This is a genomic window from Sphingomonas sp. PAMC26645, from assembly GCF_004795835.1.
GTDB lineage: Bacteria > Pseudomonadota > Alphaproteobacteria > Sphingomonadales > Sphingomonadaceae > Sphingomonas.
On the sequence record NZ_CP039249.1, the window covers coordinates 1,601,179 to 1,614,574 of the forward strand.

General features: G+C 65.2%; 14 protein-coding genes. 4 read left to right on the forward strand and 10 right to left on the reverse strand.

Annotated elements, in window-relative coordinates; genetic code table 11:
- Nucleotides 1-3: 3 nt before the first annotated feature.
- Nucleotides 4-1,437: a cysteine--tRNA ligase gene (gene cysS, locus E5673_RS07480; RefSeq protein WP_136189497.1), complete on the reverse strand. Its 1,434-nt coding sequence runs from the start codon at nt 1,435-1,437 to the stop codon at nt 4-6.
- Nucleotides 1,438-1,614: 177 nt separating this feature from the next.
- Here cysS and rpsU point away from each other — a divergent pair, with 177 nt between their 5' ends.
- Nucleotides 1,615-1,821 (forward strand): 30S ribosomal protein S21, encoded by a 207-nt coding sequence (gene rpsU, locus E5673_RS07485; protein WP_055878578.1) that lies wholly within the window; start codon nt 1,615-1,617, stop codon nt 1,819-1,821.
- Nucleotides 1,822-1,947: 126 nt separating this feature from the next.
- Nucleotides 1,948-2,544, forward strand: a complete 597-nt coding sequence (locus E5673_RS07490) for an FKBP-type peptidyl-prolyl cis-trans isomerase (RefSeq protein WP_056486570.1) — start codon at nt 1,948-1,950, stop codon at nt 2,542-2,544.
- A gap of 606 nt (nt 2,545-3,150) precedes the next feature.
- On the opposite strand, the gene E5673_RS07495 is transcribed toward E5673_RS07490, so the two are convergent.
- Together E5673_RS07495 and E5673_RS07500 are read right to left on the reverse strand one after the other, a co-directional pair.
- Nucleotides 3,151-3,384 carry a hypothetical protein gene (locus E5673_RS07495; RefSeq protein ID WP_176501462.1) on the reverse strand — a complete coding sequence of 78 codons (234 nt, stop codon included), beginning with the start codon at nt 3,382-3,384 and terminating at the stop codon, nt 3,151-3,153.
- 199 nt (nt 3,385-3,583) lie between these two features.
- On the reverse strand, nt 3,584-4,378 hold the full coding sequence (locus E5673_RS07500; RefSeq protein WP_136189498.1) for a metallophosphoesterase family protein: 795 nt from the start codon (nt 4,376-4,378) through the stop codon (nt 3,584-3,586).
- Between the two features lie 205 nt (nt 4,379-4,583).
- Here E5673_RS07500 and E5673_RS07505 point away from each other — a divergent pair, with 205 nt between their 5' ends.
- Entirely contained in the window at nt 4,584-5,603 is a 1,020-nt protein-coding gene (locus E5673_RS07505) for a M48 family metallopeptidase (protein ID WP_247599621.1), read from the forward strand.
- Here the strand turns inward: E5673_RS07505 and wecC are convergent.
- Both wecC and wecB read right to left on the reverse strand, forming a co-directional pair.
- The gene (gene wecC, locus E5673_RS07510; protein WP_136189499.1) at nt 5,560-6,879 is read right to left on the reverse strand and encodes a UDP-N-acetyl-D-mannosamine dehydrogenase; all 1,320 of its coding nucleotides are present in this window, start codon (nt 6,877-6,879) and stop codon (nt 5,560-5,562) included. The two genes, E5673_RS07505 and wecC, sit on opposite strands and share 44 nt — an antisense overlap.
- Nucleotides 6,863-7,987, reverse strand: coding sequence for a UDP-N-acetylglucosamine 2-epimerase (non-hydrolyzing) (gene wecB / locus E5673_RS07515; RefSeq protein ID WP_136189500.1), 1,125 nt, complete (start codon nt 7,985-7,987; stop codon nt 6,863-6,865). Before wecB ends, wecC begins: the two co-directional genes overlap by 17 nt.
- A gap of 109 nt (nt 7,988-8,096) precedes the next feature.
- Here wecB and galU point away from each other — a divergent pair, with 109 nt between their 5' ends.
- On the forward strand, nt 8,097-8,969 hold the full coding sequence (gene galU / locus E5673_RS07520; RefSeq protein WP_136189501.1) for a UTP--glucose-1-phosphate uridylyltransferase GalU: 873 nt from the start codon (nt 8,097-8,099) through the stop codon (nt 8,967-8,969).
- Between the two features lie 60 nt (nt 8,970-9,029).
- On the opposite strand, the gene E5673_RS07525 is transcribed toward galU, so the two are convergent.
- The 5 genes from E5673_RS07525 to coaBC all read right to left on the reverse strand — a co-directional run bounded on the left by E5673_RS07525 (nt 9,030) and on the right by coaBC (nt 13,392).
- The gene (locus tag E5673_RS07525; protein WP_247599622.1) at nt 9,030-10,436 is read right to left on the reverse strand and encodes an exopolysaccharide biosynthesis polyprenyl glycosylphosphotransferase; all 1,407 of its coding nucleotides are present in this window, start codon (nt 10,434-10,436) and stop codon (nt 9,030-9,032) included.
- Between the two features lie 148 nt (nt 10,437-10,584).
- Nucleotides 10,585-11,352: a molybdopterin-synthase adenylyltransferase MoeB gene (moeB, locus tag E5673_RS07530; protein ID WP_136189503.1), complete on the reverse strand. Its 768-nt coding sequence runs from the start codon at nt 11,350-11,352 to the stop codon at nt 10,585-10,587.
- Entirely contained in the window at nt 11,349-11,774 is a 426-nt protein-coding gene (locus tag E5673_RS07535; RefSeq protein ID WP_136189504.1) for a hypothetical protein, read from the reverse strand. The genes moeB and E5673_RS07535 overlap by 4 nt, the downstream gene beginning before the upstream one ends.
- Nucleotides 11,771-12,208, reverse strand: a complete 438-nt coding sequence (dut, locus tag E5673_RS07540; RefSeq protein ID WP_136189505.1) for a dUTP diphosphatase — start codon at nt 12,206-12,208, stop codon at nt 11,771-11,773. The genes E5673_RS07535 and dut overlap by 4 nt, the downstream gene beginning before the upstream one ends.
- Nucleotides 12,205-13,392 (reverse strand): bifunctional phosphopantothenoylcysteine decarboxylase/phosphopantothenate--cysteine ligase CoaBC, encoded by a 1,188-nt coding sequence (gene coaBC / locus E5673_RS07545; protein ID WP_136189506.1) that lies wholly within the window; start codon nt 13,390-13,392, stop codon nt 12,205-12,207. The genes dut and coaBC overlap by 4 nt, the downstream gene beginning before the upstream one ends.
- Between the last annotated feature and the right edge of the window lie 4 nt (nt 13,393-13,396).

The following is a 13,396-nucleotide window of genomic DNA, read 5'->3' on the forward strand; positions in this document are numbered from 1 at the left end:
GGCTCACACCACCGCGATCTTCCAGTCCCAACCTAGCGAATCGCCATCCATCACCTCGACACCTGCGGCGGCGAGTTCGTTGCGGATCGCGTCCGATCGCCCGAAGTCCTTCGCAGCGCGCGCATCGCGGCGATCCGCCAGTCGTGCGGCGATCGCATCCTCGTCGATCGTCGCCGTGACCGGCCGGATCCGCAGGTCCTCGCGGCTGATCGTCGCCAGGTCCAGCCCCAGTACCGCGTCGAAATCGTCCAGCGCAGCGACACGGTCCGCAGGCGCGACCCGCTTGTCCGCGAGCAGTTCGTCGAGGATCGGCAGCGCGCGCGGCGTGGCGAGATCGTCCGAGACCGCCTCCTCCAGCCGGTCGGCATAGGCATGCGCGCTACCCGACGGACCGCCGGGCTCGCGAGCGCGCAATGTCTCGACCGCTTGCACCATGCGCTTCAGGCGGATCGCCGCCGCGGCCAGATTCTCCCAAGAGAATTCCAGCTCGCTCCGATAATGCGCCTGGAGGCACATCAGCCGGTAGGCGAGGGGGTGGAAGCCGCGGTCGACGATCGTCTGCATCGTCGTGAACTGCCCGGTCGACTTCGACATCTTGCCCGCGCGCTCGACCAGGAAGTTGTTGTGCATCCAGACGCTCGCGCCGGTATCCGCGCAGTCGCAATGCGCCTGGTTTTGCGCGATCTCGTTGGGATGGTGGATCTCGCGGTGGTCGATCCCGCCGGTGTGGATGTCGAAATGCGCGCCTAGGTAATGTTTGCTCATCACCGAGCATTCGAGATGCCAGCCGGGCGCCCCGCGACCCCAGGGCGAATCCCATTCCATCTGGCGGTTCTCGCCGGGCGCGGAGGTACGCCAGATCGCGAAGTCCTGCGGGTTGCGCTTGCCCTCGACCGGCTCGATCCGGCTCTCGATATCATCGTTGCCGGCCCGCGCGAGGCGGCCATAGTCCGGCACCGTCGCCACGTCGAAATACAGCCCGCTGTCGAGCGTGTAGCAATGCTTCGGTGCGATCTGCTCGGCGAACGCGATCATCTCGGCGATGTGATCCGTCGCGACCGCCCAGCGGGCCGGCGGCACGATGTTGAGGCGCGCGACGTCGCGTTTGAACACGTCGGTATAATAGGCTGCGATCTCCCAGATCGAGCGCCCTTGCGCGGCGGCTGCCTTCTCCATCTTGTCGTCACCGACATCGGCGTCGGAGGTCAGGTGGCCGACATCGGTGATGTTGATGATGTGGGTCGTCGGCCACCCCTTCCACCGGAGCACGCGACCCAGCGTATCCGCGAACAGGAACGCGCGCATGTTGCCGATATGCTGGTAATTATAGACGGTCGGCCCGCAGGTGTAGAGCCCGACGTCGGTCGGATCGATCGGCTGGAAGGTCTCGAGCTGGCGCGAGAGGCTGTTATACAGTGTCAGGGGTATACGGGTCATGGCCTGCTCTTAGCGCTGCACGGGCCCTCCCGCAAAGGCGCTCACATGTCAGGCAGACCCGCCGGAACAAGTGGTTTGGCTTGAAAAGACGGCGCTCCGCTGATAGGGGCCCCAGTTCATGCGGCGCGGACCTGTTCGCGACGGCAAAAATCTATTCGTCCGGAGCTTATCGGGTTTATGCAGATCATCGTACGCGACAACAACGTCGACCAGGCCCTTCGCGCGCTTAAGAAGAAGCTGCAGCGCGAGGGCGTGTATCGCGAGATGAAGCTGCGCCGGCATTACGAAAAGCCGTCCGAGAAGCGCGCACGTGAGCGTGCAGCAGCGATCCGTCGCTCGCGCAAGCTCGACCGCAAGCGCGCAGAGCGCGACGGCGCACGCTAAGATTTTGTCGGCCGTACCCGGCAAGCGGGTGGGTCGATAGTTCGGGGTGTCGTGATCGGCACCCCAATTGCTTTCCAACGGCACGCGCGGCGCTCCGGCGTGACCAGATGACCGGGGCCTGATCCGATGTCGACCGTCACCGCAGTGCCGCTGCAGCCAACCAAGCGCAGCTACCTCGTCTATCTCTGGGTCGGTATCGCGCTCGCGCTGATCGCCGCAGTCGCGCTGGCGCGTCAGGGTGATGATCCCCTGGCCCGCAATGCGCGCGCGCGGGGCGTGGTCGTTACCGCATCCGGCCTGCAGTACAAGGTGATCGCGCCCGGCAAGCCCGGGGCGGCCAAGCCGACCGACGCCGATGTCGCGCTGGTGAATTACGAGGGCAAGCTGCTCAACGGCACGACCTTCGACAAGTCGCAGCAGCCGACGCCGATGCCCGTCACCGGCGTGGTCCCCGGTTTCTCCGAGGCGCTGAAGCTGATGCCGAAGGGGTCGAAGTACCGCTTCTGGATGAAGCCGGCGCTTGGCTATGGCGACAAGGCTAACGGTCCGATCCCGGCGAATTCGACGCTGGTGTTCGACGTCGAGTTGCTCGACTTCCTGCCACAGAGCGTGGTCCAGCAGATGCAGGCGCAGGCGCAGATGGGTCGCGGCGCTCCTGGTGGCATGCCAGGCGGTGCGCCGGGCGGCATGCCCGGTGGCACGCAGACGCCGCCGTCTCAGTAAGTGATGGTGGGGGTATGGGTCTGAACTCGTACCGCGCCATGATATTGGCTTTGCAACGCGTCTCGCTTCATTGCGAGGCGCGTTTTGCGTTGAGGCGATGCGTCGCGCTAATTATGCGTGAACTTGCTCGGTCGGCCAGCGGCGCAAGCCGTCTGCCGATAAGAAGGCTGGCCTGATTCCGTAGAGGATCGGCCGCCCTAGGGGTGCGAGGCTTCCGCAGGGGAGGGTGGCGCAGAGGGACTCGGGCTAACCTGCCCGGCAATCGCGTGCTGCAAGGTCGGTGAGTTCAGCCGTCCTTCGGATGACTAGCGCGGCGATACCCTATTGCAGGTATTGTTTCGGCGCCCGGCGCTAAAGCCGATGCCATCTCATGCTCAGCCATTCTGAGAAAGCGCGGATTTAAGTCCACTTTGCACGGAATGGCGCAGCCGCAGCCTACCGGACGTCTTTGGCCATCGACGGTATCGAGCTGACCGGAAGCTGAGTTGTGCACGTGACACGGCAGCACATTGTGCTTCGGCACGCGCTGGCCCGCCTGTCCTCAGAACGGCAGGCAAAAAAATAGCGGCCCGAAGACCGCTATTTCTCGAACTAAAGTCGTAAGACTTAGTTGCTGTCCGAATCGTCGTCGTTGTCTGCAACGATAACGATACCGGCGATAACTGCAGCTGCTGCGAGAACCGCAACGATGATGCCGCCGCCAGCGAGCTCGTTCTTGTCAGCCGAAACCGAACCCGAACGGACCGAATGTGCAACCGACAGATTTGCCGGTGCTGCCATGGCCGGAGCAACTGCCATCGTGGCTGCTGCTGCGGTCAGGAGATACTTCCCAAGACGCATGATGAACTCCCTTTGTGCTCGTCGCGGCAGGCAATGGCATATAACCTTACCCAACGCAACTAAGGCCCTTTGTAACAACGCGAAGAGGATCGCACTGTTGCGGCAGTGCAACACACACTTCCGCTGTTTCTCTATAGCGGAGGCGCGCCACGAAGAAAGCGTTCGCGTGCAAACCGCATGATATTCGCGGTGAGACGCGTCAGTTCGTCTTTGGCCCTATGGTGGTGCCGGTCTGGAGCGTCCAGGTTTCCGCGCCTTCCATCCCCAGTGCAGTGAGGCGACCCGAAGCGTAGGCGCCCGTGTCGATGCCGATTCGGTGCCCGCGTCGTTCGATTTCGTCGGTCATGGTGTGGCCATGGACGATCGTCTTTTCCAACGTCGAGCGATGATCGAGGAAGGGATCGCGAATCCACCGCAGGTCGGAGGTGCGCTGTAGACCGAGCGGCGTGTCAGGGCGTACGCCGGCGTGGACGAACGCGTAGTCGCCGATCACGATCATGTCCTCGAACTTGCGCAAGAATTCGCGGTGTTCGTCTGGAACGAGCGTTTCGAGGCGTTGCACCAGCTCTTCATAGTCGAGCCGCTCATATTCCGCGGCTTCCATGCCGTAGCTCAGCACGGTCTCGCGCCCGCCGATGCGGCAGAACAACCGGAGTGCCTTGGGTTCGCCGTCGAGCGCACCGAGGAAGATCTCTTCGTGATTACCGAGCAGGAAGCGGATGTCGGGGTGGTCGGGGCGGGCATGGGCAAGCCCGCGCAACCGATCGATCACTGCCGCGGAGGCGGGGCCCCGGTCGACGATATCGCCGAGGAATATCAAGGTCGTTTCCGCTGCACCGCGGTCGCGTTCGTCCGCCTCGATCAACCCAATCAGTTCGTCGAGCAGGTCGGCGCGACCGTGAATGTCGCCGACGGCATAAACGCGGCGACCGGGAGGAACCTGCGGTTGAGTCAGCTTGGCAACGCTACGGGACTTGAAAAGCTTTGAAATCATGCTGCAATCGATGTGGGGAGGAAGATGTACGGGACCTGATTGAACGCGTCACTCGATCGCGCGGGCGCATGCGATCGCATAGGATGTTCGGACAGGCGTCGCAACGCATCGCCGTGTCCGGGCGCAACGCATCGCCGCGATAGGGCGCGCGGGGCTTGCGGTCGTGCAGCATGACGCGGGGGCGCACGACAGCTATGGGGACGCCATGTCGATGATCTCCCGCTTCGCGCCGTTCCTGATGCTCACGGCCGCTACGCCCACGGCTTTGCCTGCCGCACCGATGCCCGTAGCGGATGCGCCGCCGACGGCTGCGTTCTTCGACACGTTGCGCGCTGCCGATCTCCGGCTGGCGACGATCGCCTACCGGCTGACTACTGGCAATGCGGCGTTGTGTGACCGCCTCCAGCCACAGATCGGCATGCCGATCCATGCGCTGACGCAATATGGCCCCGGCGCGCGCAAGGCCGCAGCGGCCACCTTCGGGTTCCAATCGACGATCGGTGTCGAGGCGGTCGTCGCTGGCGGTCCAGCTGACCGCGCGGGAGTTCGTCCCAACGATTCGATCGTCGCGATCGACGATCGATCACAACCGGGCTTGCCGTCTGCCGATGCGCCCGAAAGCGCGGCAGTGCGCGATGCTGCGGAAGCGATCATCACCGATGCGCCGGTCGGAAAGCCGTTGCGACTGACGGTGCTGCGCGACGGCAAGCGCGTGCCGATCACGATCACGCCGGTCGCCGGATGCCGGTCGCGGTTCGAGATCCTGCTCGGCACTGGCCTGGATGCGAGCGCGGACGGTTCGATCGTGCAGCTCGGCGAGCGGTTCTTCGAGGGCTATACCGACGAGGAGATCGCGGTCGTCGTCGCGCATGAACTCTCGCACAACATCCTACGTCACCGCGCCCGGCTCGATGCGGCGAAGATCAATCGCGGCCTGCTGGCGGAACTCGGTCGCAACGGCCGCCTGATTCGCCAGACCGAGGATCAGGCGGACCTGCTCGGCATCTACCTGCTCGCCAACGCCGGTTACGATCCGATGTCGGCCCCTAAATTCTGGCGGAGCAAGGGCGGCGCGATCGACGGCGGGCTGTTCCGTAGTCGCACGCACGCATCGTCCAAGGCGCGTGCCGAAGCGCTGGAAGCCGCCGCGCGGGACATCGCGGCGACCGCGACGCGGCCGATCATCCCGCCAGTCGTTGCGACTCGTAACGTGCCGTTGCGCTGACCGCAGGCGGCGACGCCCGCGGCTGATCCGGCCAGATGCCGCGCGTGTCGAGCACCGCCTTATCGATGCGCTCCTCGAGCGGGATTGACTTGAATACGTCGTGGTCGACCAGCACGATCATGATCGAACACGTCTCGATCGCGGTGTCTACGTCGATCAGCGTCGCGCCGGTGTCCGCCATCACGGCGGGCAGCGTCTGCGCATAGGGCTCGACGATCCGCACCCGGTCGCCGAACTGGCGCGCCACGGCTTCCGCGACCTTGAGGGCAGGGCTCTCGCGGAAGTCGTCGATGTTCGCCTTGAACGCGAGGCCCAGGCACGCGACCGTAGCCTCGGGTGACGCCTCGACCAGGGCCGCGACCTGCGCGATGACGTGGTCGGTCTTGCCGTCGTTGACCTCGCGCGCGGTCCGGATCAGCGGCGTCTGGTCGGGGGCGGCGTGGACGAGGAACCACGGATCGACCGCGATGCAATGCCCGCCGACACCGGGGCCGGGTTGCAGGATGTTGACGCGCGGATGGCGGTTGGCGAGGCGGATCACCTCCCACACGTCGACGCCCATCGTGTCGGCGATGAGCGACAGTTCGTTAGCGAACGCGATGTTGACGTCGCGAAACGCATTCTCGGTAAGCTTGGTCATCTCTGCAGCGCGCGCGGTCGTGGTCACGCAGGCACCGCGCACGAAGCGGCGATAGAAGGTCAGCGCCTTACGCGCACACCGCGGCGTGATGCCGCCGATGACGCGGTCGTTGTCGATCAACTCGACTAGGATGCGGCCCGGCAGCACGCGCTCCGGGCAATAGGCGATCGCGACATCCGCCTGGTCGCCTGTCTTCCCCGGTACGCGCAGGTCGGGGCGCAGGCTTGCCAGCAGGTCGCGAACCTTCTCGGTGGTGCCGACCGGCGAGGTCGATTCGAGGATGATCGTATCGCCCGTCTTCAGCACGCTCGCGATCGTGGTCGCGGCGTCGAGGACGTAGCGGATGTTGGGTGCGTGATCGGCGTCGAATGGAGTCGGTACCGCGATCACGAACACGTCGGCAGGCTCGATCGCGGTCGAGGCGCGCAACGTGCCGCGCGCAACGACACCCGAGACGAGGCCGTCGAGATCGACCTCCTCGATGTGCACGCGGCCGGAATTGACCGTCTCCACGACCGATTCGGTCACGTCGACACCGAGCACCTGCGCCCCCGTCCGCGCGATGATCGCCGCGGTGGGAAGGCCGATATAGCCGAGCCCGAGGACGACGACGGTGAGGTTAGAGTCCGACAGCATGCGCGACGACCTTTGCGATTTTGGCGGCGGCATGGCCATCCCCGAACGGGTTATGGGCGCGGGCCATCGCGGAGTAGCGCGACGTGTCGTCGAGCAGGGTGAAGATTTCGGAAACGATGCGGTCCTCGTCGGTGCCGATCAGCCTCGCGGTGCCAGCCGCGACGCCCTCCGGCCGCTCGGTGGTCTCGCGCATCACGAGGACCGGCTTGCCGAGCGCAGGTGCCTCCTCCTGCACGCCGCCCGAATCGGTCAGGACGATGTCCGCCATGCCGAGCGCGCGGACGAAGTGCGGGTAATCGAGCGGCTCGATCCGCGCGACGTTGGCGCGGGTACCGAGGATCGCGTCCATCACCGATACGACGTTCGGGTTCGGGTGGACCGGGAACAGCACCGCGACGTCATCGCGCTCCGCAATACGCCCGATCGCGCGCGCGATCGCGGCCATGCCGTCGCCGAAATTCTCGCGCCGATGCGTCGTGACCAGGATGATCCGCTTGCCCGCGAAGCGCGCGGCGATCGCGTCGAGCCCGGCCGCCAGCGACGGGTCCGCCGCGACGCGGTCCGCGGTCCAGTGCAGGGCATCGATCACGGTGTTGCCGGTGACGTGGATCGTGTCCTCGGCGATCGTCTCACGTCGCAGTGCCTCAGCGGCGGTGTCGGTGGGTGCGAAATGCAGCGTGGCGATCGGCGCGACGATGCGCCGGTTCACCTCCTCCGGCCAGGGATGGTAGATGTCGCCAGACCGCAGCCCCGCCTCGACATGCGCGACCGGGACCTTGCGGTAATAGGCGGCAAGCGCTCCCGTCATCGCGGTCGCGGTGTCGCCCTGCACGATGACGAGGTCGGGCCGCTCGGCATCCATGACGTCGCCGAGACCGACCAGCAGCCGCGCGGTAAGGCGATCGAGCGTCTGTCCCGGCTCCATCAGGTCGAGATCGATGTCGGGCACGAGATCAGCGATCGCGAGCACCTGATCGAGCAGCCCGCGGTGCTGCGCGGTGACGCAGGTGCGGACGGTCAGGCCGCGGATCGCAGCCAGCGCCCGGATCACCGGGAAGAGTTTGATCGCTTCGGGTCGCGTGCCGAAGATGACGAGAACTTTGGGCATGATGCAGTCCCTAGATCAACGTCTTTAACGACGCGCTAATTCAATGCGACAATTTGCGCGCAGGCGTAACGATCGGTAGACGGTCCCGCGAGATCAAAGGGAGCATCGAATGACCATAAAGCCGCTGCGCAAGGCCGTGTTTCCGGTGGCAGGACTGGGTACGCGCTTCCTTCCGGCCACCAAGGCCATGCCGAAGGAAATGCTCACCGTCGTCGACAAACCGCTGATTCAATATGCGGTCGAGGAAGCACTCGAGGCTGGGATCGAGCAGATCATCTTCGTGACAGGGCGCGGCAAAAGCGCGCTCGAGGATCATTTCGACATCTCGTACGAGCTAGAGGATACCATGCGGTCGCGCGGCAAGTCGCTGGACGCGATCAGCAATATCCGGATGAAGCCCGGTTCGCCGGTCTATGTCCGGCAGCAGGAGCCGCTCGGCCTGGGCCATGCGGTCTGGTGCGCGCGAGAGATCGTCGGTGACGAACCGTTCGCGGTCCTGCTCCCCGACGAGTTGATGGTCGGCAAGCCCGGCTTCATGAAGCAGATGGTCGAGGCCTATAACCAAGTCGGCGGCAACGTGATCGGTGCGCTCGAAGTGCCCGATTCGGAAACCGACAAATACGGCATCATCTCGCCGGGCGCGATCGATGGGCGACTCACGGAAGTGACCGCACTCGTCGAAAAACCCAAGCGCGGCACCGCACCGTCGAATTTGATGATCCCGGGGCGTTACATCCTGCAGCCCGAGGTGATGCGGATCCTGGAGACGCAGGAAAAGGGCGCGGGCGACGAGATCCAGCTGACCGACGCGATGGCGCAGTTGATCGGCAACCAGTCGTTCCACGGCTTCACCTTCGATGGCCAGCGCTATGACTGCGGCGACAAGGCCGGCTACATCCAGGCCAATTTGGCGATCGCACTGGCCCGCGACGACATCGGGCCCGGCATCCGCGACTTCGCAACGAAGCTGCTGGCGAGCTGAGCTAGCAGCCCGCTCGCCGGCCCGCTCGCCGGCCCGCTCGCCGGCCCGCTCACCGGAACGTCAGAAGGCGTTCCGGTGTAGCAGGACGCGGAAGGTCAGGAGGATGATCTTGATGTCGCGCCAGATCGACCAATGCTCGAGATACTCGAGATCCGCCTGGAGCCGGTTGCGCAGATCGTCCTCGTACAACGTCGCACCGCGATAGCCGCGCACCTGCGCTAGGCCCGTCAAACCAGGCTTGGCGGCATGACGATGCCAGTATCGCTGGTCGACTTCCCAGAATAATTTGTCCGCCGCGCGCGACCCGAGTGCGTGCGGGCGCGGGCCGACGATGCTCATGTCGCCCTTCAGGACGTTCAACAGCTGCGGTAGTTCGTCGATGCTGGTGCTGCGGATGAACTTGCCGACGCGCGTGATCCGATCGTCGTCGCGCGACGTCGAGCGCGCACCTGCGCCGTCGCTGTGGTCGACGCGCATGCTGCGGAACTTCATCAGGCGGAACATCTGGTTGCTGCGACCGATCCGGATCTGGCTGAAGAAGATCGGCCCGCGCGAATCGACCTTCACCGACAGCGCGATCAGGATCCAGATCGGCATCAGCGTCACCAGCGCGCAGCTAGCGAGCATCACGTCGAAGCTACGCTTCACGAAGCGGTCGAACAGGACCAGCGGGCCGTTGGCGATGATGACTGTCGGCGTGTCGCCGTGCGCGCTGATGCCGAGCGGCGCCAGCACGTTCAGTTCCGGCATGAAGATCTCGCTCTGGATGTTCGCGCCTTTCAAAGCCTGCGCCCAGGCGATCCGACGCTCCGGGCTGCACGCGACGATCACGCGGTCGGCGCCCGACAGCGATTGCGCGAGGCGGTCGTACATCACGGGATCATGGTGATCGGGATCGAAATAGGAGTCCGCGGCGATAACGACCGAGAAGTCCCCGCGCGGGATCGGCTGACCGGAATCGTACAGAAGGACGATGCTGAACGGATTCCCGCCGATGATCGCAGGCATGTGCCGGACGAACAGGAACCGTCCTAATGCCAAGGAAACAATGGCAAATGCCGAACCTATCGCGACGACAAGACGCGGGAAGGTATCGCTGGCCTTCAGACAGAACGCGATGAAGATGACTGCGGAGATCGCGAGCGCATAGGCCTGCAACCCTCGCGCTATCGAGCGGAAGGGGTCGCGAAGATTTGCGGCTGCATAGCTGTCGTTATTTAGCGTCGTAATAACGAAGACCGGGATCAACATCGCTAGGATTACGATCCAGGCCGTGTCGTTCGCGAATACCCCGCGCAGACCAGCCGCCGCCAGATAACTCGCAATAATGCAACCGGTATCTACCGTCAGCATGCCGAGAATCAGGCGAACGCGTAGCGAGGACGCGCTCGGGCGCCAAGTCCGGGCAGGCTTCTTGCCGCGCGATGGCGCCATAGCACGGCTCAGAACGCCGCTCTCTACATTCATGAACTTGTCGGACGCACGCGCAGTCCCCCCTGCGCAAAGCGATACCGCGAAATGCCGCAATGCAAAAGAACTACTGTTCGTCGGGCACAAACCTTTAGTTGTTAATTTTCCAATTTGGTCAGCGTCGAAAACCAGAACTGCTACTAACTCACCGCGAAGGCACGCTTTTGCCGCACGCCGTACACCCCGGATCCTTGGGCAGGCGAATCGTACGAAATCGTAGCGCGAGCAGGTCGATCAGCAGCAATTTACCGGCAGGATCGTCGCCGAACGGCGCGATCGCCCGGAGTACCTCGAGCGCAGCCAAGCTGCCGATCACGCCGGTGACGGGGCCAAGAACGCCGTCTTCTGCGCAGCTGGTCTCTGCGCGCTCAGGGTCTTCGCCGACGAAGCAACGGTAGCACGGCTTGTCCGCTTCCCAGCCGCGATAGGTGGCGAGCTGTCCCTCGAACTGGCCTACTGCGGCCGAGACGAGCGGAATCTTCATGGCATGCGCGGCATCGGCGACACAGAAGCGCGTTGCGAAATTGTCGCAGCCGTCGAGTACGACATCCACATCCGCCAGCAGCGCAACGACGTTGTCCGCACCAATGCGCACGCGGTGGGTCTCGACCGAGACGTGTGGGTTGATCCGTTGCACGGCGGCGGCGGCGGCCTGAACCTTGGCAATGCCGGTATCCGCGGTCGTGAAGATCGTCTGACGCTGCAGATTGGACGGTTCGACGCTGTCGTCGTCGATCAGGTTCAGGCGACCGACCCCGGCAGCGCCGAGATACTGGATCGCAGGCGAGCCGATCCCGCCAGCGCCGACGATCGCAACGGTCGCCGCCTTCAACCGCGCCTGTCCCGTGCCGCCGAATTCCTTGAGGACGATATGCCGTGCATACCGGTCGAGTTCGTCGTCGGAGAGAGTCATGCGCCCCAGGTAAACGTGAGGCTGGTGCGGTACCAGGTGTCCGCGTCCTCACCCGCAACGTCGATCGAGTCGCGCGCGCCCAGGATGACGCCGGCGGCATATTGCTCGACCGTCGGACAGTCGATCGCGCGCGGCGTCACCCGGCGGACGCGACCGTCAGGGTTGATCAGCACGGCCAGGTCGACGGTCAGCGCCCAACCTTGCGTCGTGCGTATGACATGCGCGCAGCGACCGGCGACGACCTCCCCGTGTACATACGCCGAAGTGTTGGCGAGCGTGGTCGCCTGGCCGCGGATGCGCAGGACCGGAAGCGTGCTCCAGTCCTGTGGCGGCAGCGTGCTGGCCACCGGCGGCGTTGGCGCGGTGGGAACCGGGGGTGGCGGCGCAGCGGTCTGGAGCAGGAGGAGAAGAGCGGCGATCATCGGCCGGTCGATCCGAAGCCGCCTGCGCCGCGCGAGGTGTCGTCGAGCGTCGCGACTTCGTCGAGCGTCGCGCGGAGCACGACTGCGGGGACGAGTTGCGCGATCCGGTCGCCGCGCGCGATCGCGAACGGTTCCTGGCCGAGGTTGACGAGAATCACCTTCACTTCGCCGCGGTAGTCGCTGTCGATCGTGCCCGGCGTGTTGAGGCAGGTCACGCCGTGCTTCAGCGCGAGGCCGGAGCGCGGGCGGACCTGGACCTCATGGCCGACGGGAATGGCGATCGCGAAGCCGGTCGCGACGGCGGCGCGGGCGCCGGGGGCGAGCGTCAGTTCCTCGGCAGCGACGACGTCCATCCCGGCGGCACCCTCGGTCGCATAGGCAGGCAACGGCAGGCCCTCGCCGTGCGGCAGGCGCTTTAGTTCGATACGGATCATGACGCGGCTTCTAGCGCATCGGCGATGCGGTCCGCCAGTCGTGCGGCGACCGCGTCCTTGGGCAGGCGTTCCCAGCTCTCGACGCCGGCTTCGGTGACGAGGTGGACGCTGTTGTTCGCGCCGCCCATGACGTCGCCCGAGACGTCATTGGCGACGATCCAGTCCGCGGTCTTGCGAATACGCTTGGCGACGGCGTACTCGATCACGCGCTCGGTCTCGGCGGCGAACCCGATCAGCAGGCGAGGCCGGTGCGGGCTGCGCGCCAGGGTCGCCAGAATATCGGGGTTCTCCGCAAGCATCAGCGTCGGCGTTGCATCGCCTTTCTTGATCTTCTGCTGCGAGGGTTCGACGTGCCAATCCGCGACCGCGGCGACCATGACGGCGGCGTCGGCGGGAAGTACGCGGTCGACTGCGTCGGACATCTCCTGCGCCGTCTCGACATCGACCCGGTCGACGCCTTGCGGAGTCGGCAGCGTCACAGGGCCAGCGACCAGCGTCACGCGCGCGCCGAGCCGTGCCAGTGCCGCGGCGATCGCGAAGCCCTGTTTGCCCGACGAGCGGTTGGCGATGTAGCGAACCGGATCTATCGGCTCGTGCGTAGGCCCCGCGGTGACGAGGATGTGACGCCCTTCCAGTCGCTTTGGCGGGGCAGGGGCGAGCATTCCCTCTATCGCGGCGACGATCGCGGGCGGCTCGGGCAGGCGGCCGGGACCATATTCGCCGCACGCCATGATGCCTTCGTCCGGCGTCATCACCGTCACGCCGTCGGCACGAAGCTGCGCCACGTTGCGGACGGTCGCGGCATGCTCCCACATGCGGACGTTCATCGCCGGTGCAACCAGCACCGGTGTGTCAGTCGCGAGCAGCAGGGTCGTCGCGAGATTGTTCGCGAGCCCCGCCGTCATCCGCGCCATCAGGTCGGCGGTAGCGGGCGCGACGACGATCAGGTCGGCCTCGCGGCTGAGTTGGATATGCCCCATCTCCGCCTCGTCCTTGAGATCCCAGAGCGTCGTATAGACCTTGTCCTCGCTGAGCGCGGCGAGCGTCATCGGCGTGACGAAATGATGCGCCGCCTCGGTCATCACGCACCGCACCGCGTACCCCCGCGTCTTGAGCAGGCGGATCAGTTCGGCGGCCTTGTAGGCGGCGATCCCGCCACCGACGATCAGGAGGATGCGTTTCATGCCG